The sequence below is a fragment of the Sphaerotilus sp. FB-3 genome, assembly GCF_023706025.1.
GTDB classification, from domain to species: domain Bacteria; phylum Pseudomonadota; class Gammaproteobacteria; order Burkholderiales; family Burkholderiaceae_C; genus Sphaerotilus; species Sphaerotilus sulfidivorans.
In genome coordinates this window covers 1-19,006 of sequence record NZ_BQWE01000017.1, presented here as the reverse complement: position 1 = coordinate 19,006, position 19,006 = coordinate 1, and the positions used below count along the sequence as shown (strand labels likewise).

General features: G+C 71.8%; 14 protein-coding genes and 1 tRNA gene. 5 read left to right on the top strand and 10 right to left on the bottom strand.

All coding sequences use genetic code 11. The features are described from left to right. Positions 1–16 precede the first annotated feature (16 nt). The 8 genes from NFT33_RS09705 to NFT33_RS09665 are packed head-to-tail and all read right to left on the bottom strand — an operon-like array spanning position 17 to position 7,556. Positions 17–451 (bottom strand): type IV pilin protein, encoded by a 435-nt coding sequence (locus NFT33_RS09705; RefSeq protein ID WP_309296135.1) that lies wholly within the window; start codon positions 449–451, stop codon positions 17–19. Beyond that, positions 448–2,184, bottom strand: coding sequence for a pilus assembly protein (locus NFT33_RS09695; protein ID WP_251674944.1), 1,737 nt, complete (start codon positions 2,182–2,184; stop codon positions 448–450). The genes NFT33_RS09705 and NFT33_RS09695 overlap by 4 nt, the downstream gene beginning before the upstream one ends. A gap of 51 nt (positions 2,185–2,235) precedes the next feature. After that, on the bottom strand, positions 2,236–3,486 hold the full coding sequence (locus tag NFT33_RS09690; protein WP_251675203.1) for an RNA-guided endonuclease InsQ/TnpB family protein: 1,251 nt from the start codon (positions 3,484–3,486) through the stop codon (positions 2,236–2,238). Continuing rightward, positions 3,390–4,814: a pilus assembly protein gene (locus tag NFT33_RS09685; protein WP_251674941.1), complete on the bottom strand. Its 1,425-nt coding sequence runs from the start codon at positions 4,812–4,814 to the stop codon at positions 3,390–3,392. Before NFT33_RS09685 ends, NFT33_RS09690 begins: the two co-directional genes overlap by 97 nt. A 12-nt stretch (positions 4,815–4,826) precedes the next feature. Then, complete coding sequence (locus NFT33_RS09680; protein WP_220786185.1) at positions 4,827–5,429, bottom strand: pilus assembly PilX family protein; 603 nt, start codon at positions 5,427–5,429, stop codon at positions 4,827–4,829. A gap of 8 nt (positions 5,430–5,437) precedes the next feature. Further along, on the bottom strand, positions 5,438–6,466 hold the full coding sequence (locus NFT33_RS09675) for a PilW family protein (protein ID WP_251674938.1): 1,029 nt from the start codon (positions 6,464–6,466) through the stop codon (positions 5,438–5,440). A 26-nt stretch (positions 6,467–6,492) separates the two neighbouring features. Further along, complete coding sequence (pilV, locus tag NFT33_RS09670; protein WP_220786184.1) at positions 6,493–6,984, bottom strand: type IV pilus modification protein PilV; 492 nt, start codon at positions 6,982–6,984, stop codon at positions 6,493–6,495. Then, a complete protein-coding gene (locus tag NFT33_RS09665; protein ID WP_220786183.1) occupies positions 6,981–7,556 on the bottom strand; it encodes a GspH/FimT family pseudopilin in 576 nt (191 codons plus the stop codon). The genes pilV and NFT33_RS09665 overlap by 4 nt, the downstream gene beginning before the upstream one ends. Before the next feature lie 112 nt (positions 7,557–7,668). On the opposite strand from NFT33_RS09665, the gene NFT33_RS09660 reads away from it, so the two are divergent. From NFT33_RS09660 to NFT33_RS09640, 5 genes are all read left to right on the top strand, one after another. Continuing rightward, entirely contained in the window at positions 7,669–8,859 is a 1,191-nt protein-coding gene (locus NFT33_RS09660; RefSeq protein WP_251674936.1) for a vWA domain-containing protein, read from the top strand. Between the two features lie 5 nt (positions 8,860–8,864). Beyond that, positions 8,865–10,721, top strand: coding sequence for an autotransporter assembly complex protein TamA (locus tag NFT33_RS09655; RefSeq protein WP_251674933.1), 1,857 nt, complete (start codon positions 8,865–8,867; stop codon positions 10,719–10,721). A gap of 38 nt (positions 10,722–10,759) precedes the next feature. Beyond that, positions 10,760–15,244 (top strand): translocation/assembly module TamB domain-containing protein, encoded by a 4,485-nt coding sequence (locus tag NFT33_RS09650; RefSeq protein WP_251674930.1) that lies wholly within the window; start codon positions 10,760–10,762, stop codon positions 15,242–15,244. A 67-nt stretch (positions 15,245–15,311) separates the two neighbouring features. Then, positions 15,312–15,386 (top strand) — tRNA-Arg (locus tag NFT33_RS09645). A gap of 13 nt (positions 15,387–15,399) precedes the next feature. Then, positions 15,400–16,491 carry a J domain-containing protein gene (locus NFT33_RS09640; RefSeq protein ID WP_251674928.1) on the top strand — a complete coding sequence of 364 codons (1,092 nt, stop codon included), beginning with the start codon at positions 15,400–15,402 and terminating at the stop codon, positions 16,489–16,491. Here NFT33_RS09640 and NFT33_RS09635 read toward each other — a convergent pair. Next, positions 16,488–17,543: a hypothetical protein gene (locus NFT33_RS09635; RefSeq protein WP_251674925.1), complete on the bottom strand. Its 1,056-nt coding sequence runs from the start codon at positions 17,541–17,543 to the stop codon at positions 16,488–16,490. The genes NFT33_RS09640 and NFT33_RS09635 overlap by 4 nt on opposite strands. Before the next feature lie 8 nt (positions 17,544–17,551). Next, positions 17,552–18,940 carry a hypothetical protein gene (locus tag NFT33_RS09630; protein WP_251674923.1) on the bottom strand — a complete coding sequence of 463 codons (1,389 nt, stop codon included), beginning with the start codon at positions 18,938–18,940 and terminating at the stop codon, positions 17,552–17,554. Between the last annotated feature and the right edge of the window lie 66 nt (positions 18,941–19,006).

Below are 19,006 nucleotides of genomic sequence, written 5' to 3'. Positions count from 1 at the left end.
GGAGACTCTGTCCGCATCACCAGCATTTCTCGACCGGTCGCGCCGAGGACTCCAGACCGCGGGTGCCGGCCTGGTCGTAGGTGTAGTTGCCGCAGGCGTCCGCGGCCTGCGCGCCGCTGCGGGTGGCGCGGATCTGGAAGCCGCTGGAATCCTGGCGCACGATCGACAGGGTGTAGTGCCGCTGCGGCGAGACCGTCGGATAGAGGTCGCCGGCGGCGCTGCCCAGGCGGATGTTGGCGTAGGTGCCCTGCTCGGTGTAGACACGCTCCATGCGCTGCGCCAGCTCCAGCAGCGCGGCCTTGGCGTCGGCGCGCCGGGCCGAGGCGACCTGCTCGCGGTAGCTCGGCAGCGCCACCCCGGCCAGGATGCCGATGACCGCCACCGCGATCATCAGCTCGATCAGCGTGAAGCCGCGGGACCGTCGGCTGAACAGGGGACGATGGACATTCATTGCAGCTGCTCCCAGCTTGATCGGCCGGAAGTCGCGGTGATGCCGCTCTCGCGGATGCGCACCGTGGTCCCGGACGAGGTGTTGACGATCTTGTCGTCGAGCGCGCGGTCGGATGCGCGCACGATGCTCGGTGCCGACGGAATGCCGCCGACCCGCACGCCGGAGACATGCGCGAGCTGGCCCGACAGCGTGAGCCGGTCGGCCGCATCGACGCGGTTGTCGCCATTGGTGTCCAGCGCCGGGCTGTCGGCGCGGTTGCCGGTGATGGCATCGAGTTCCATCACCCAGCCGTCGCCGCCGTAGGCGCAAGGATCGCTGCTCGGGATCAGGGTCGAGACGATCACCTTGCCGGCGCGGATCAGCACCTCGGTGACGATGCGCTCGCCGCTGGCGGGCAGGTCCAGCCGCCAGCCCTTCTTCCCGGTGCGGAACGCCGCCTCGGTGAGCTGGTTGTCGCCATTGAACAGCGTCGAGGGCCGGCCCACCGCATGGGTGCTGAACCGGTAGGTGCGGCCGTCGCCGCCGGTCTGCGTGCCGAGCACCGACTGACTGACCAGCTCGTTGGCAGACACCGTCGTGCCGCTGTCGCGGATGCCGTAGAGGCTCTGCGTGGTGGTGGTGCCCAGGTCATCGCGGCTGAGGTAGCTGCCGGTGCCGAAGCTGACCAGGTAGCCGCCGGCCGGATGCGGGGTCACGTCCGGCCGGGCGGTGATGGCCTGGCCGGAGGCGGCGGAGAACAGCGGCTTCGGCGCCGCGGCCGAACCGTAGGCCACCTTCCAGCCCAGCGGATCGCTGGCGGACAGGTCGAACTTCCACAGGCGCCCCTGCTGGTCGCCGGCATAGATGATGTCGACCACGCCGTCGCCAGCGGTGCTGATGGCGGTCAGGCCGAGCAGGCCGTTCGGGCTGGCTGCGGTGCCGGTCAGGGTGCTGATCCGGCTGACCGCGCCGGTCTCGGCATCGATGGCCAGCAGCTGCGCCACGCCGGCGCTGCTGTTGAGGCCGTTGCCGGAAAAGACCATCCAGCGGCCGTTGCGCGCCTTGGCGATCAGCGGCTGCTGCAGGATGTGGCCGACCGAGGCGTCGCTGCCGTCGATCTCCCAGCGCGCGACCCTCGAGGCGGTCGCCTCGGTGAAGTTCGCCGGATCGCTGATGTCCAGCGCATACAGGCCCTTGGCGCCGGCACCGGCGGTGCCCACCAGCAGCGTCTTCCAGCCGCCGGCGTAATGCACGTCGCCGGCGGCCAGCGGACCGTCGACGCTGTACTGATGGGTGTAGCCGGCCTCGGGCAGCGCCGCCAGCCGGTCGGCGACCAGGCCGGGCACATAGGCGAAGAGCTCGTCGCCGGTGCGGGCATCGAAGGCATGCAGCTGGCCGTCGTTGGCGCCGACATAGACCACCGGCGCCATCGCTGCCCGCGCGCGGCGGAAGGTGTCGTAGGCGGCGGCCTCGGCGCTGTCGCGCACGAAGCGCCCGCCGCTGGTGACCAGCAGCGGCGTCGAGTTGACGATGTCGCCCAGCACCGTCGTCGGCCGGTTGCGGAAGGCCGACGGCGCGGTGCAGGCCGGGCAGCGGCGCAGCTCGCGGCTGGCGTCGCCGCGCAGGTAGTTCAGCCGCAGCGCGCCGTGGGTGTCGACCACGCCGGCGCCGTTGCGATTGAGCGCGGCCACCAGCGTCAGCGGGATCTCGCTGGCGCCAGGCGCGGCGGCATTGGCCGGCCAGCGAAACGGCACGCCCCGGCTGCCCAGCGCCGAGGCGGCGCGGTAGTTGACATCCGCCCCGCCCTAAAGGACGGGGATTCCGGCAGACACGACCGCTTGCGCGGCCGAGCCTTCGGCGGGTTCCTGCTTCATTGCGGCTGCGTGTCGTCCCCTCACGGGTCTGGCGCGTCTGACCTCCGCTCCACAGGCTTCGGGCCTTGCGACCCAGACCGCGTGTCCCGCGGCCCGTATGTTCTTTGCGGCGTTCAGGTCCGCGTTTTCTTCATGTCCGCACGCTTCGCACTCGAAGCGGGCTTGCGCCGGCCGGTTCTCCCTGGCGGTGTGCCCGCAGGCGCTGCACCGCTGGCTCGTGTACGCCGGGTCCACGGGCACCACTGCGCCGCCTCGGGCCGCTGTCTTGTATTCCAGTTGTCGCCGAGCCTCGCCCCACGCCTGATCCAGGATCGATCGGTTCAGTCCCGCTTTCTGCCGCACTCGTTGCCCTGGCTCGGTGGCTGTGCCCTTGGCGCTGGCGCTCATCGCCGCCACCTTCAGATCCTCGATGGCGATCACCGGATGCGCATCGGCCCACTTCGTCGTCAGCTTGTGCAGCCAGTCCTTGCGCTGTGCCGCGATCCGGGCATGCACCTTGCCCAGTCGGTCAATCGCCTTGCGCCGGTTCTTCGACCCCTTCACCTTGCGCGACACCGACCGCTGAACTCGCTTCAGGTACTTCTGCTGCCGCTTCAGCGCGTTCAGCGGCGCCACGCACTCCCCGTCCGTCGTCGCCGCGAACAGCGTCACCCCGAAGTCGATCCCCAGCGTCGGCACCAGTCCCGCCGCCGGGATCACCTCCGGTTGTTCCACCTGGATCGACACGAACCAGCGGCCCCGCTCCTGCGTCAGTGTGTAGTTCCGAACCGATCCCTCGACCGACTGCGACTGGCGCATCCGCACCCAGCCGAGTTTCGGGGGTTTCAGTCGCTGGTTGTCCGTGTCGAGCTTGCAATCCGAAGCCTTCGGGAACCGCAGCCCGGCGTCCTGGCCCCGACCCCGGAACCTCGGATAGCCGCCTTGCCCCTCGAAGAAGCGCCGGTAGCTCGCCTCCAGTCGCTTCAGGGTCTGCTGCTGCGCCTGCACGGGGGTTTCGGCCAGCCACGCCGTGTCCGGGTCGTTGCGCCACGCCGTCAGCCAGCGGCACATCGCAGCAAAGCCCGCGAACTTCTCGCCCGCCTCTCTCAGCCGCTGCTGCTCGCCGATGGCCCGGTTCCACACCCAGCGGCACGACCCGGCGAACCGGCGCAGGGTGTGCGCGGTGCCGGGTGTGGGGCGCAACTGGAAGCGGAAGGCTCGAATGGGCATGATTGATACTGTATGGAAAAACAGTCAACCATGCCACAGGAAACTCGACCACCCAGCCAATGGCTCGCTGCGCGAGCCTGCGCTCTGCCTCCCCGCCCTGAAGGACGGGGCTTCTCGCGCCTTCTGGTGAGGATCTGCCGGCCGGTGCTCCAGTCCTTCAGGCCCAGACGCTGGCCAGCCTCCCAGGTCGGCGTGGTGGCCAGTTCGCCACTGGAGAGCATCTCCAGCGCCCGGAGCTCGCCCGACCAGTCACCGGTGTTGAAGCGCGCCTGGAAGACCTGGGTGCCGCTCTTCCAGGCCCCGGTGCTGATCGCCACCCCGGCCGAGGCGGCGGTGCGATCCTGGATGTCGGCGGTGATCTGCGCGAAGGCGGCGCTGAGGGTGGCGCGGTCGGTGGCCATGTAGGCACTGCCCGTGCCGCCGGCGGTGGCCATGCGGTTCATCGCGGCGATCGAGGCCTGATTGGTCGCCACCTCGCCCAGGCCGACGACATAGGTCTGCACGTCGTACTGTCCGTTGATCGCGGCATTGCCGCTCACCGTCAGCGTGCGCAGACGGCCGATCTCGGTGAACACATCCTGGGCCGCCTGACCGAAGACCCAGTTGCCGTTGACCTGGCGGTTCATGAGTTCCGCATTGGAGTAGGCCGTCCCGCCGATGCGGATGGTCGGATCGCCATCGGTCGCCAGCAGCACATAGTTGCGCTGGCAGGTGCGGTTGGTGATGGGGGAGGACGTGCCCGACAGCGTGTTGGCGTAGTACTGGTAGGCGGTCCGCATCGCGCCGGGCAGCGGTGTCCCGATCGATCCGTTCTTGATCTCCGGAGTGTTGATGTTCTCGGTTTCCGTGGCCAGCAGGCTGAGCAGCGCCGACTGGTGCGCGGTCGAGTCGTCCTGGACCGCCCGACGCAGCAGGCCCATGCCGGCCGTGCTGCGGCTGTAGTACATCACCGGCAGCGAAGACCGTCTGTCGTAGGTCGGACCATAGAGGCCCTGGTTCTCGAAGGTGGCGAGGCCCCAGCGGAACTGGCTGCGGTAGGTGCTGATGATGTCGCGCAGCGCCGCCCGCGCGATGTTGCCCCGCGTGTTCGGATGCGCCAGCAGGACGGTGCCCTGCCCGCCCGGCAGCATGAACTCCATCGACGGCGAGTTGTCGTAGACCACCAGCACGTTCGGCTTGACGCCCGCCTCCAGATACAGCGGCGACTGCGCCAGACTGACCGTCTGCGCCAGGACCGGACCGGCGGTCAGCGCCAGCAGCGCGGGCAGCGGGAACAGGCAAATGCGGGGATTCGTCTTCATCGCGTCATCGATTCATCGCTTGATGTAGGTCGACTGCAGCACCACCACCGTCGAGCTGCGCAGTCCGACGCCGCGCGCGGTGATGCGAAAGACCTGCGGCAGGTCCGCCAGCGAGGCGGACAGGCTGGCGGAGGTGCCGGAGGTCGGGGTCAGCGGCGGCAGGCGCTCGACGATGTAGCGCGGCGGTGCGGCCAGGCCCGGCAGCGCGGAGGCGCCGGTGGCGCTGCCGTAGGCGCGGCTCTGGCCGGCCGAGGCCGACCAGTCGATCGTCTGCCACAGCGGCCGCGAGGTCGGCGCAGTCGAGCTCATCGAAGGCGGCAGGCACAGGCCCGCGGTGCAGCCGACGGTGAAGGCGCTGTCGTAGCTCAGGTTGGCCTGGATGTCGGCCTCGGCGTCGCGCAGCGCGGCCTCGGCCGCCTGCATCGCCTGCTGGCGATCGCGGGCATGGCCGGCCATGCGTTCCTGCAGCAGGCCGGCGTTCATCGCGCCGACCCCGAGCGAGGCCAGCACCGCGATCAGCAGCAACACGGTGACCAGAGAAAATCCCCGGGCACGCAAAGGCGGACGCAGAGGCAGGTGCGGGCGAAGGCGGGTGCAGGCGTGGGCGCGCGGCATCGTCGTCCTCATCGGCTGCTGTTGCGCAGCGAGGCGGAAAAGGACACGACGCTGCGCAGGCGCCGGTCGGTCGGCACGATCTGCACGCCGTCGAACATCACCGGCTGCACCGCAGTGGTGACCTGATCGTCGGCACCCACCAGCAGCAGCGCCACCTCGGCCGAGACCACCTGCAGCCAGTCGGCCACCTGCGCCGGCGCCACGAAGGCCTCGGCGGTGCCGTCGGCGTTGGTGTCCAGCCCCAGCCGCAGCGACAGGCGCTCGACGCCGGTCAGCAGTTCCTGAGGCTGCGCCGAGCCGTCATAGGCCGGCGCGGTGTTCGACCACAGCGCCATCATGCCGGCGCGACCGGTGCGCCGGCTCGGTGCCAGGTAGTAGGTGGTGGTGGCCAGGCGGTGCACCACCGCGTCCTGCAGGAAGACGCGGCCCAGATCGGCCTGGGCATTGCCCGGCTGCAGGCTGCCGGCCGCGCTGTGCTCGATCGCGCCGTCGCCGCCGGGCGTGGCATTGCTGGCCTGGAAGACCACCGCGCCGCTGCAGTCCGACAGCAGCAGCAGATCACCGCGCTGGATGACCGAGGTCGGCGTCACGTTGACCACCGAGGTGCCCGAGACCATCGCCGCCGTCAGCGCCCAGCCCGGGCCGACGGTGCGACGCACCGTGACCACATCGCCCGCCCGGTCCGGTGCCGGCGACAGCCCGGAGACCGAGGCGTCGAGCGCCGGCTGCCAGGCCCCGCCGTCATGCCGCGAGACCTGCAGGCCCCGCGCGAAGTCGATCTGGAAGTTGCCCGGGTTCCTGAGCAGATTGGTCAGCGTGGTGCCCGCGCCCTGGCCGCGGCAGCCGCGGAATCCGGCCATGCGCAGGTCCGTGCCGAGCCGCTCGGCCACGAAGCGCCCGCCCTCCTGCAGCCGCGCCACCTGCGACTGCGCGTTGAAGGTCAGGCGGCTGCCCAGGAACAGCGATCCGGCGATGCCGACCAGGAACAGCCCGATCGTCAGGCCGATCATCAGCTCGACCAGGGTCATGCCGCGCATGCGGTGTCGCAGAGGCCGCCGCAGGCTCATGGCTGCACCACCATCACCAGCCGCGAGGTCCGCTCGCGTTCGCGCCAGAAGATCTTGACCACCAGCCGCGTGCCGCTGCCGTCACAGGCGGGGTCGGCGGCGCTGCCGTCCTCAGGCGTGGCATCGCGGCAGATCACGCCCTGGCCCTGGGGCATCAGCGCCGCCAGGTCGGCACGCCAGCGGAAGAAGTCGCGCTGCGCGATCTGCGCGTCGCTGCATGGCGCGGCCAGGCTGCAGGCCGGGCTGAGCGCCACCGGCACCAGCAGCGCGTCATAGCGGCCGGCCGCGACGCCGGCCGGATTGGCGCGCATCCGGTCGGCCGCATCGGAAGCCAGCACGGTGGCCTGGCTCATCCAGGCGGCGCCGGACTGCGCGCCCAGGCTGCGCAGCTGCAGCGCCGCATGGCCCAGCGCCGCCAGCGACAGCACCACCAGCGTGACCAGCGCCTCGGTCATCGCGAAGCCGGACTGCGGGCGCGATCGTCTCACCGGCAGTCTCCGATGCGGCTCACATCGGCCAGGCCGGTCGGCTGGATCGCAAAGGCGCTGCCCTGCGTCGCGCCGTTGCCGGGGCACAGGCGCATCGTCAGCGTGACGCTGCGGCCGAGAAAGCCGCTGGGCGCGAAGCTCACCGGCGCATCGCCGCCGAAGCGCAGCGGCGCCGGCGGCGCGGCAAAGCGTCGCACCACCGTCTCGGCCGGCCCGGCGGTGCCGGAGCCGTCGGCATCGATCACCACCTGCCAGCCGCCGCCGTACTCGTTGCCGGCCGCCGGTGCGGCCGCCAGCGGCAGCAGCAGCACCGGCAGGCCGGTGCGCACCGCCTCCGAGCGCGCCAGCGCCAGCGCGGCCGAGAACTCCGCCGACACCGCCGCCAGGCGCTGGCGCGCCGCGAACGTCGCCAGCGAAGGCAGCACGAAGGCAGCCACCAGCGCCACCAGCGCCATCGTCACCAGCAGCTCGATCAGGCCGAAGCCGCACGCCGGCCGGGCCGCAGACCGGGCAGGCGGCAGCCACCGGGACGGCGGACAGGACGATGGCAGAAACAGCGCACCAGGGTTCATCCGGGGAATTTCGGCCTCGGCACCGGCGCGCTGAAGCGGGACAGCGCCGGAACATCCGGGACAAGTCCGGCCAGATCGCCGCTTGCGCTCCGCTCTGGCTAGACTATCGGACATGCTGATCGACTTCCTCCAGACCCTGCGCGCCGCCCGGCTGCCGGTGTCGGTGCGCGAGCTGCTGGTGCTGCTCGAGGCGCTGAAGCTCGGCGTGCTCGACGACGACGAAGGCCGTCGCCTGCCCGGCCTCGACGACTTCTACTTTCTCGCCCGCACGATCATGGTCAAGGACGAGGCGCACTTCGACCGCTTCGACCGCGCCTTCTCCGCCTACTTCAAGGGCGTGGAGATGCTGACCGAGAACACGCGCGAGCTGCCCGAGGACTGGCTGCGCCGCATGCTCGAGCGCGAGCTCTCCGCCGAGGAGCGCAGCCGGCTGCAGGCGCTGGGCTGGGACGAGCTGATGGAGACGCTCAGGAAGCGCCTCGAGGAGCAGAAGGAACGCCACGAGGGCGGCTCGAAGTGGATCGGCACCGGCGGCACCAGCCCCTTCGGCCACGGCGGGCACAACCCGCGCGGCATCCGCATCGGCGGCCCCGGACGCGAGCGCAGCGCGGTCAAGGTCTGGGAGCAGCGCGCCTACCGCGACTACGACGACACGGTCGAGCTGGGCACGCGCAACATCAAGGTCGCGCTGCGCCGGCTGCGCCGCTTCGCGCGCGAGGGCGCCGAGACCGAGCTCGACCTGGACGACACCATCCACTCGACCGCGGCGAACGCCGGCCTGCTCGACATCCGCCTGGTGCCCGAGCGCCACAACAAGGTCAAGGTGCTGCTGCTGATGGACGTCGGCGGCACGATGGACGACCACATCCCGAAGGTCGAGGAACTCTTCAGTGCCGCGAAAAGCGAATTCAAGCACCTCGAGTTCTACTACTTCCACAACTGCGTCTACGACCATGTGTGGAAGAACAACCGCCGCCGCCACGCCGAGAAGCTGCCCACCTGGGACCTGATCCGCAAGTACAACAAGGACTGGAAGCTGATCGTGGTCGGCGACGCCACGATGAGCCCCTACGAGATCACCCAGGTCGGCGGCAGCGTCGAGTTCCACAACCCGGAGGCCGGCGCCGACTGGCTGCAGCGCCTGACACGCGCCTTCCCGAAGTCGGCCTGGATCAATCCGGAGCCGCAGGGCGTCTGGACCTACCGCCAGAGCATCGCAATGATCGAGCAGCTGATGGGCCACCGCATGTTCCCGCTGACCGTGGCCGGCCTCGAGCAGGCGATGCGGCTGCTGTCGAAATGAGGCCGATGAGACGCGGGGTGCGTCCGCTGACCTGGCCGACCGCGCTGGCTGCGCTGGCCCTGCTGGCCACGACCGCCGTCCAGGCCCAGACCACGCCCGAGGAGGTGACCTGGGCGCTGGAGATCGAGGCGCCCGAGCCGCTGCGCGCGCTGCTGCAGCGCCATCTCGACCTGTCGCGCTATCTGGCCAGCCCGGAGACCGCGCAGGTACCGCGCACCGAGCTGATGCGCCTGCGCCAGGCCGCGCCGGCCCAGGCGCGCGCGCTGCTCGAGACCGAAGGCCGCTTCGGCGCGACGGTGCGCACCGAGGCCACCGACCACGGCGAGCGGGTCCCGGTCGTGCCGGGCGGCCCGGCGCTGCCGAAGATCCAGCTGCGCCTGATCGTCGATCCCGGACCGCAGACCCGGGTGGAGAGCGCGCGCATCGAGTTCGAGGGCGCGCTGTCGCTGGCCGCCGACGCGGGAGAGGCCCGCGCGCAGGAACTGCAGCGCCAGGCACGCGAGAGCTGGGCGCTCGGCCCGGGTCAGCCCTTCACCCAGGACGGCTGGAGCAGCGCCAAGGGCACCACGCTGGCGCTGCTGCGCGCCCAGGGCCACGCGACTGCGGCCTGGAGCGGCACCGTCGCGCAGGTCGATGCCGCCCAGGCCCAGGCCCGGCTGTTTCTGGTCGCCGACAGCGGCCCGCTCTACCGCTTCGGCGAGATCCGCTACGAGGGGCTCGACCATGTGCGGGTCGATGCGGTGCGCGCTCTCGAGAACTTCGCGCCCGGCGACCCGCTGCGCGAGCAGACGCTGCAGGAATTCCAGGCGCGGCTCGGCCGCTCCTCGCTGTTCGACACCGTCGCGGTGCAGATGGAGCCCGATCCGGCGCTGGCCGAGGCCATGCCGGTCACGGTACGGCTGCGCGAGCGGCCGCTGCAGCAGGCCACGCTCGGCCTGGGCGTGTCCGATGCCAGCGGCCCGCGCATCACGCTCGAGCACCAGCACCAGCGCTGGTTCGGCTGGGGCTGGCAGGCACGCACCCGGCTGCAGCTGGCGCACACCGACCGGCTGGCCGCGCTCGATCTGACCTCGCATCCGCATCCCGGCCCCTATCGCAATGTCGCCGCCGCACTGGCCCAGCATGCCGAGGCCAGCGGTCTGGCGGTGACCACGCAGAGCGCACGGCTCGGCCGCAGCAAGGACGACGAGCGGCTCGAGCGGCTCTATTACCTGGAATGGCAGCGGGTGCGCACCCGGGTGATCGACGACGGCTCGGTCAATGACGACACCACCGCGCTGAGCCTGAACTACCAGTGGATCTGGCGCGATCTCGACAACGCGCTGCTGCCGACCCGCGGCACCAGCCTGTCGCTGCTGACCGGCGCGGGCCAGTCCTACCGCGCCACCCCGCGCGAGACCGGCGTGTTTGCACGCGCCACCGGCCGGCTGACCCGCTACGAGCGGCTCGGGCCCTGGTACGCCAGCGCCCGGGTCCAGCTCGGCCAAGTGTTCGCCCGCGATGCGGTGGCGGTGCCCTACACGCTGCTGTTCCGCGCCGGCGGCGACGACAGCGTGCGCGGCTACGGCAGCCAGGACCTCGGCCCGGTCGACGCCGATGGCGCTGCGGTCGGCGGCCGGGTGCTGGCGGTGGCCAGCGTCGAGGCCGGTCACCCGCTGCGCCGGGGCGATCCGGCCTTCCAGGGCGCGGTCTTCGTGGATGCCGGCAATGCCGAGGCCTCCTGGAAAGGCTTCAACCCGCTGCTCGGCTATGGCGTGGGCCTGCGCTGGCGCAGCCCCGTCGGCGCGCTGCGGCTGGACCTGGCCTATGGCCAGCAGGCCCGCCGGCTGCGACTGCACTTCAGCCTGGGCATCACCTACTGACCGCTTGACTGACCGCCTGACTGATTGATGGATGCCTGATGCCTGATCCGACCGCCCAGGCGAACAGCGACAGCCCAGCCGCTGCCGCCGCTTCTGCACCGTCCGCCCACCCGGCGCCGGCGCGCCCGGTGCTCGGGCGCGCGCTGGTCGTGCTGCTGGCCTTGCTGCTGCTGGCGCTGGCCGCCGGCGCGCTGCTGCTGTCGGCGATCAAGACCGAGGCGGGCAGCCGCCGGCTGCTGTCGCTGGTGCCGGGGCTGCAGGTCGAAGGGCTGCGCGGTCCGCTGGCCGGCGACCTGGACATCCGCTCGCTGAGCTACCCGCTCGGCCCGAGCCAGACGCTGCACATCGACGGCCTGTCCTGGCGCACGCCAGTGCTCGACTGGCCGAGCGGCCAGGCGCCGGCGCTGCGACTGGCGCGGCTGCAGATCGGGACGATCGACCTGCAGGGCCGCTCCGCCGACAGCGCGCCGACGATGCTGCCGCGCTCGCTGGTGCTGCCGCTGTCGCTGCACATCGACGAGATCCGCATCGGCCGGCTGATGCTGGACGGCCTGCGGGAGCAGCCGCTGCAGGATCTGTCGGCCCGGCTGGCGCTGCCCGCCGGACCCGCCGGCCTGCACCGGCTCGACGCGATCCGGCTGCGCCGCGATCAGCTGCAGCTGCGCGGCCGGCTCGAGATCGGCGCGGCCGCGCCGCTGCCGGTGCAGGCGCAGTTCAGCGCCCGAGCCGAGGCGGGCCCCGGCGGCAGCGGCAGCGGCGGCAGCAGCGGCAACGCCACGCTGCCGACCGACTGGCAGCTCGATCTGGGCCTGAGCGGTCCGCTGGCCCGGCTGGAGGCCAAGGTGAAGCTGCTCGCACGCGGCCAGGCGCTCGAGGCCGAGGCCCAGCTGCGGCCGGAGCTGCCGCAGCCGCTCTCCCGGCTGCAGGCCCGGCTGCAGGAGGTCGATCTGGCGCCGCTGTCGAGCCGGCTGCCGCAGACCGCGCTGAGCGGCAGCATCGAGGCCCGGCTCGAGCCGGGCGGCACCGGCAGCGCCGGCGGCGCCAGCGCCAGCGGCCGTGCAGCCGCGCCGCTGCAATTGCAGATCGACCTGACCAACCGGCAGCCCGGGCGGCTCGACCGGCAGCGCCTGCCGCTGGAGTCGCTGCGCATCGGCGCGACCGGCGATCCGGCGCATCCCGACATCGGCACGCTCGAGACGCTGCGACTGGTGCTGCACGATGGCAGCGGCCCGGCCGGCACAGTGCTCGGCAAGGGCCGCTGGAGCCGCTCCGGCCCGGACAGCGGCAACCGGCTCGAGCTGGCGCTGAGCGCCACGCTGCAGGAGCTGCAGCCGGCCCGGCTCGATCCGCGGGCACCGGCGATGCGGCTGAGCGGCCCGCTGACCCTGAGCTGGAGCCAGCCGCCCGCCGACCATGCCGATCAGCCGCCGCGCGCGACCCTGCAGACCGATCTGCGCGGCCGCCATGAACGCCAGGACCTGCCCGATCTGCAGCTGCAGATGCAGATGCGCGGCACGCCCGAGCGCATCGACCTCGAGAAGCTGCGCATCGGCAGCGACGGCGCCCGGCTGCAGGCCGAGGGCCGAGCCGAGCGGGTCGATGCCGGCCGGCGCTGGCAGCTGCAGAGCCGGGCGACGCTGGAGCGCTTCGATCCCTCGCTCTGGTGGCCGGGCGAGGCGCAAGGCGCCTGGCAGCGCGGCCCGCATCGTCTGGACGGCCGGATGGATCTGGCGCTCGGCCTGCCGGCCACGCCGCCGCCCGGGGGCGACCCCGGCGCCTGGCTGGCCGCACTGGACGGCCAGGCCCGGCTCGAGATCGCGCCCAGCCTGCTGGCCGGGGTGCCGCTCTCCGGCCTGCTGCAGATCAAGGGACCGCCCCAAGGCGCCGCTGCCGACCGCATGCTGCAGGCCGAGCTGGATGCGCGCGTCGGCGCAGCCCCCGGCCCGGCCGGACAGGCCGGCGCCACCGACCTGAGCCTGCGCGGCCAGCTCTTTCCCGCCACCGGCACGCCTCGCCGTGCCGGCGGCGAGGACCGCTGGCAGCTCACGCTGCGCAGCGGCGCGCTGCAGGCCCTGCAGCCCTGGCTGCGGCTGGCCGGCAGCGAGGCCCGGCTGGCCGGCGAGATCGACGGCAGCGGCACGCTGCAGGGCCGCTGGCCGCAGCTGCGGCTGCAGGCCCGCCTGGACGGCCGCCAGCTGCAGCTGCCCGATGGCCTGGACCTGCGCCAGCTCGGTCTGCGGGTCGATGCCGGCCTGCGCAGCGCCACCGACCCGATCGAGCTGGATCTGGATCTGGCCGGCCTCGCGCGCCCCGGTCTGCAGCTCGAGCGGCTGACGCTGCGCGGCCGCGGCAACCCGGCCGAGCACCGGCTGGAACTCGACAGCGAGATGACCGCCAGCCCGGCGCCGGCACCGGACGGCGCGGCCAGCACGGCCAGCCCGCCGCGTCGGCTGCAGGCACGGGCGGTGCTGGAGGGGCGCCTGTCGGCAGGTGGCCGCAGCTGGCCGCCCGCACCCGAGGCGCCGCTGGACTGGCAGGGCCGCCTGCGCGATGTGGCGCTGCTGGGCGCGCTGCCCGCCGCCCTGGCGCCCCGGAACGGCAGCGTCAACAACAACAGCAGCAGCAACGGCAGCAGCAGCGCCAGCCCCCCTGCCCTTCAGCCGCTGCTGCGGCTGGCCGAGCTGCCGCTGGCGCTGCAGCGCCAGCCCGATGGGCGCCTGTCGGCCCGCGCCGGGGCCGCACGCCTGGAGACGCTCGACGCCCGGCTGGCGCTGGACCAGCTGGAGTGGCAGTCGGCCGTGCCCGGCACCGCCGCCGCGCCGCGGCTCGCGCTGCAGGCCCGGCTCGAGCCGCTGGCGCTGGCGCCGGTGCTGCAGAAGCTCCAGCCCGACCTGGGCTGGAGCGGCGACCTCACGCTCGACGGCCGGCTCGACCTGCAGTCCCGCGACGGGCGCACCACGATGTCGGCGCTGCTGCGCCGTGCCAGCGGCGACCTCAGCCTGGAGGATGCCGAACTCGGCACCGGGCCGCGCCGGCTCGGCCTGGGCGAGATCGCGCTGCAGATGCAGGCCGACGGCGGTCTGTGGCAGTTCAGCCAGCGCATCGACGGCAGCCAGCTCGGCCACATCGAAGGCCGCCAGACGGTGCGCACCTCGCCCGACCGGATGTGGCCGCCGGCCGAGGCGCCGCTGGAAGGCCGCCTGGCGCTGGAGGTCGCGCAGCTCGAGCACTGGGGCGGCTGGCTGCCGGCCGGCTGGCGCCTGAGCGGCCGGGTCGGTGGCCAGGCGCGGCTGGCGGGCCAGTTCGGTCAGCCCCGCTACGCCGGCGATCTGCAGGGCGACCGCATCGCGGTGCGCAATGTGCTGGAGGGCATCGACTGGCGCGATGCCACGCTGCGCGCCAGCCTCGACGGCGACACCGCGCGCATCGAGCGCTTCACGATGCGCGGCGGCACCGGCTCGCTCGAGCTGAGCGGCCAGGCCACGCTCGATGCCCGGCCGGTGCTGACGCTGCGCATGACGGCCGACCGCTTCGCCGCGCTGCAGCGCATCGACCGCCGCGCCAGCCTCAGCGGCCGTGCCGACCTGCGCGTCGATGCGGCCGAGACCCGACTGCAAGGCGCGCTGAAGGTCGACGAGGGCCGCTTCGACTTCAGCCAGTCCGATGCGCCCAGCCTGGGCGACGATGTCGATGTCGACCGGGGGCGCGGCGCGAACCGCCAGCGCGAGACCGCCGCCCGCGGCAGCCAGCGCAGCACCGCGCTGGACCTGCGCGTCGATCTGGGCGAGCGCTTCCAGCTGGTCGGCCGCGGCCTGAGCACCCGGCTGACCGGCGAGCTGCGCCTGAGCAGCCCGGCCAACCGGCTGGCGGTCAACGGCAGCATCCGCGCGGTCGACGGCACCTACGCCGCCTACGGCCAGAAGCTGCGCGTCGAGCGCTCGGTCATCAGCTTCACCGGCCTGCCGGACAACCCGCGGCTGGACATCGAGGCGATCCGGCCGGACCTGGAGGATGTGCGGGTCGGCATCAGCGTGACCGGTACCGCGCAGCTGCCCCGCATCCGGCTGATCAGCGAGCCCGCGATGAGCGACACCGACCGGCTGTCCTGGCTGATCCTGGGCCGCGCCTCCGATGGCCTGGGCCGCACCGACATGGCGCTGCTGCAGCGCGCCGCCACCGCACTCATCGCCGGCGAGAGCGACGCGCCCTCGCTGGTCGAGCGCATCGGTCTGGACCAGTTCTCGGTGCGCCAGGACGGCGAAGGCGACAGCCGCGAGACGGTGGTCACGCTGGGCAAGCAGATCAGCCAGCGCTGGTATGTCGGCTACGAGCGCAGCCTCAACGCCGCCAGCGGCACCTGGCAGCTGATCTACCGCGCGGCCCGGCGCTTCACGCTGCGCGCCCAGTCAGGCGCCGAGAACGCGCTCGACCTGATCTGGACCTGGCAGTGGGGCTCGGGCTCGCTGCTGCCGCCGATCGGCCAGTCTGCAGAGCCCGCCAAGGACAAGGCCCCGGCGCGATGAATGCCCGCTGGCCGCGGATCGTGATCCGAAGGGCTGCGCTACAATTGCAGGCTTCGGTTCAGTTCAGCTCTCCGTAGTTCAATGGATAGAACGGGCGCCTCCTAAGCGCCAGATACAGGTTCGATTCCTGTCGGAGGGACCAATCCATCATTCGCATGAGCCGTTCTCTGATCCCCCCTCGTCGCGCTCCAAGACCGGCCGATGCGCGCAGCCGTGCTCAGCTTCGCTTCGACCGGCTCTTCCGTGAAGTCGGGCGGTGGCGGGATCTGCTGGCGCAGTGGGAGGCTTTTGTGGGTCCGTGCCAGCGGCGTCTTGCCGAGGAAATGACGCCACTCCAGCAGCACTACCGCCAGCGTCGCCGCGAGATGGCCTTCCTGATCGAGGATCTGCTGCTGCATCCGCCAGCGGGTCGGCCTCTCGGCCGTCAGCAGCGTGCCAAGCTGAGCAGACTGCTGGTCTCGCTGGCGGCCTCGGTGCTCGACGAAACAAGCTCGGATGAGGCGTCCGACGCGCCCCTCAAGGCGCTGCATGACCGTTACAGCGAACTGGCGTACGACCAGATCAACGCGCAGGAGCAGGCCAGCGTTCAGGAGATGCTCAAGGGCCTCGGCCTGGGTGTCCGCGCGGAAGATCTGCAAGGACTCTCGCTGCCCGAGATGATGTGCCAGGTCGCCGAGCAGTTATTCAAACAGGAAGACGCTCAGATCGAGGCACAGGCCCGCAAAAAGCCGCTCTCCACCGCTGCGCAGGCCCGGCGCGAGCAGGCCGAGCGCGAAGTCGGTCTGTCGGTGCGCGAGGTCTATCGCAAGCTGGTCAGTGCACTGCACCCCGATCGCGAAGCCGACCCTCAGGAACGCGAGCGCAAGACAGCGCTGATGCAGCGTGTCAACCAGGCCTACGAAGCCCAAGACCTGCTGACCCTGCTGACCCTGCAGATCGAAATCGAGCAGATTGACGCGGCCGATCTGGCCACGCTGCCGGCGCAGCGCATCGCCCACTACAACAAGGTGCTGACCGAGCAGTGCGAAGAACTGCGTGCCGAAGTGATGGCACATGTGTTCCGGTTCGCCATGGTGGCAGGCGAAGAGCTGCCACTTGATCCAGAGATCATCACCCCCCTGCTGATCGACCAGATGCTCAGCCAGGACATCAGGATGCTGCGCGGCAAGATCCAGACGCTGGAGGATGATCTGGTCGCGTTCCGGGACCGGAAGTACCTGGGAGCGTGGCTGAAAGGCCTGCGCTAGAAGCGGTGCGCCAGCGCCAGCTCCACCTGGGTCTGGCGGGTGGCGAAGCGGCTGGCGGTGCGGGCGTTGTAGAGCATCGGCACCTCGCCGACCAGGCGGTGGTCGGCATGGCGCAGCTGCACCGACAGCCGCGTGTCCGGGCCGAGGTCATGCGCGAGCCGCGTCGCCAGCGTGAGCACCCGGGTGACCGGCGCGCGCACGCTCGACAGGTCGTCGAGACCGGGGCGGCTCCAGTGCTGCAGGTCGGCACCGCCGGACAGTTGCCAGCGGCCCTGGCGCCAGTGCAGCGCCGCGCCCAGGTGCATGAAGCGCGCCCGGTAGCGGGTCTCGCGCTGGGCATCGAACTTCAGCAGCCGGTTCGGCACGCTGATGATGAAGGCCTGCGTGCAGTCCTCGCCGGGTCGGGCGATCAGCTGCGTGGCGCCGAATTCCAGATCGTGGCTGCAGCCGCCGACGCGTGCCGTTCCGCCCAGCGCGGCATTGGACACCTCGCTGCGACCGAGCCCGGCCGCGGCCGTCAGCACCAGCCCGGGCCAGGGCAGCGTGCGCTGGCCCAGCAGATCGAGCTGCCACTGGCGATCGCGCGGGCGCTCGACATCGAAGCGGGTCAGCTGCGCGTTCAGGCCGCTGACCTTCAGGCTGCCGCGGGTGGCCTGCGACAGCCGGTCGGCCTGATGCCCCCAGGCACCGGCCTGGAGCGCCCAGCGGGTCAGACCGGATGCATCGGTCGGCAGATGCCAGCGCAGCGAGGTGTCCCAGCCCTGCAGCCGGTGCAGGTCCTCGCCATCATGCAGCGTCATGTCGCGCAGCGTCAGCCCGGCCTGCCAGGCCGGCCAGCGTGCGGACAGCGACAGCCGCTCGATGGCGGCCGCCTTGCGCTCGCTGCCGATCGCCCGGCCGAGCGGTCGGGCGATGTCATGTCCTGCCTCGACCTGCCAGCGCAGGCCGGTGGCAGGCGGCTCGTCGATCAGCGGCAGCGTGTCGAGCGCCACCGCCCCGGCCGGTGCGGCCACCAGGGCCAGCAGCCAGCCGGCGCCAGCCCTTGTGCTCATGGCTGGACTCAGAAGGTCACCCGACCCTGGATCGCGACGCCGCCGACCTCGGCCGCGGTCGCGGTGCTGCCCGGCGTGCGCACCGCGATGCGCGACAGGCCCAGGCGGGTACCGTCGGCGCGGCGCATGTCGGCGCCGGTGGCGACCATGCGCACCCGGAAGGTGCCGGTCTCGGCCAGCGTCTTGTCGATCAGCGAGGTGTTGTCGGGGAAGTTCTTGCGCAGGCCGTCGGCGATCTTCTGCAGGTCGATGCCGACGCCGCTGTCGCAGCTGCACAGGATCTTCGCGCTGATGTCGGTGATCGCCTTGGTGCCGGTGCCGATCTCGATGCCGGTGCCGGTCTTCAGGTAGAGATGCAGCCGGGCCGCATCATCGATCATGGCCTTGACCGTGCCCTCGCTGTCGCGCGACAGCGTCACGCCGGCGAGCCGGGCCTGCAGGATGCCGCCGGTGGCGGTGTTCTCGATCTCGATGCCCAGCACCAGGTCGGCGCCGCCCTTCGGCAGGGCCAGGCTGGTGGCGGTCAGCGGCAGCCAGACCTGCTCGAGCGAGGCCAGGGTCTGGCCGCTCAGCGTCAGACCGGCCGAACCCTCGAACTGGGTCATGGTCACGGTGACCTCCGCACCCTGTAGCGGAACGATCTCGATGCTGTCGTCGCTCAGGTAGACGTACTGCGGCTTGGCCAGCTCGGTCACGTTGGAGAGCTGGGTCCTGGCCGCGGCCACCGCGCTGCTGTCGCTCAGATCGACCGAGCCGACCAGGGTCAGCACCGCGGAGCTCGACAGCAGATCCTTGGCCGCCGACAGCGAGGCGGCCTCGCGGGTCTTCTGCGCCAGCACCGTCAGCCCCTGGGTGGAGAGATCGACCGCAGCGGCTAGCTGGCTGGCGCTCCAGACCGCATTGCCGCTGCTGTCCTTGTTGCCGGCCTCCAGGCCGGCGCTGACCGCGGCATTGACCATCGCACGCAGCGAGGTCTCGCTGGCGAAGACCGGCGTGCTGCTGCTGCGCGCCTGGGTGGCGATGGCCGCGACCGCACCGCGGAAGGCTGCCGCCGGGCTGCCGCCGGCCTCGGCGCTGAGTTCGGCGATGTCGGCCAGCACCTTGGCCACCGCGGCGGCGGTGGTCGCACGGGCGCTGTCGGTGGAAGCGCTGAAGGGGTTGAAGGAGGTCACGTCGACGCCAGCCAGGCCCAGACCGCTCAGCACCGCCTGGAACTCGGTGTCGGACAGGCCGCTGACCACCTTCAGCGTGGTGAAGGGCGACACCACGCCGCTGCCGGCCGGCGCGATGAACTGGCCCTTGGGTGCCTTCAGCGTCGTCAGGTCATAGCCGGTCTCGGCCACCGAGGCGATCTGCGAGCTGCAGGCGCTCGAGAAGGCATAGATGTTGGGTCCCATATGATCATTGGCCCATACGCAGCTGGCCACTGTACCGAGCAAGACAGGTCATGCGCGAGGTGTTGA

What these genes read in the sequence shown, in the direction of transcription:
- NFT33_RS09630 (WP_251674923.1), bottom strand. Translation starts at nt 18,940, where the DNA reads ATGGGACCCAACATCTATGCCTTCTCGAGCGCCTGCAGCTCGCAGATC.
- NFT33_RS09705 (WP_309296135.1), bottom strand. Translation starts at nt 451, where the DNA reads ATGAATGTCCATCGTCCCCTGTTCAGCCGACGGTCCCGCGGCTTCACG.
- NFT33_RS09675 (WP_251674938.1), bottom strand. Translation starts at nt 6,466, where the DNA reads ATGCGCGGCATGACCCTGGTCGAGCTGATGATCGGCCTGACGATCGGG.
- NFT33_RS09635 (WP_251674925.1), bottom strand. Translation starts at nt 17,543, where the DNA reads ATGAGCACAAGGGCTGGCGCCGGCTGGCTGCTGGCCCTGGTGGCCGCA.
- NFT33_RS09680 (WP_220786185.1), bottom strand. Translation starts at nt 5,429, where the DNA reads ATGCCGCGCGCCCACGCCTGCACCCGCCTTCGCCCGCACCTGCCTCTG.
- NFT33_RS09685 (WP_251674941.1), bottom strand. Translation starts at nt 4,814, where the DNA reads ATGAAGACGAATCCCCGCATTTGCCTGTTCCCGCTGCCCGCGCTGCTG.
- NFT33_RS09650 (WP_251674930.1), top strand. Translation starts at nt 10,760, where the DNA reads ATGCCTGATCCGACCGCCCAGGCGAACAGCGACAGCCCAGCCGCTGCC.
- NFT33_RS09655 (WP_251674933.1), top strand. Translation starts at nt 8,865, where the DNA reads ATGAGACGCGGGGTGCGTCCGCTGACCTGGCCGACCGCGCTGGCTGCG.
- NFT33_RS09665 (WP_220786183.1), bottom strand. Translation starts at nt 7,556, where the DNA reads ATGAACCCTGGTGCGCTGTTTCTGCCATCGTCCTGTCCGCCGTCCCGG.
- NFT33_RS09660 (WP_251674936.1), top strand. Translation starts at nt 7,669, where the DNA reads ATGCTGATCGACTTCCTCCAGACCCTGCGCGCCGCCCGGCTGCCGGTG.
- NFT33_RS09640 (WP_251674928.1), top strand. Translation starts at nt 15,400, where the DNA reads ATGAGCCGTTCTCTGATCCCCCCTCGTCGCGCTCCAAGACCGGCCGAT.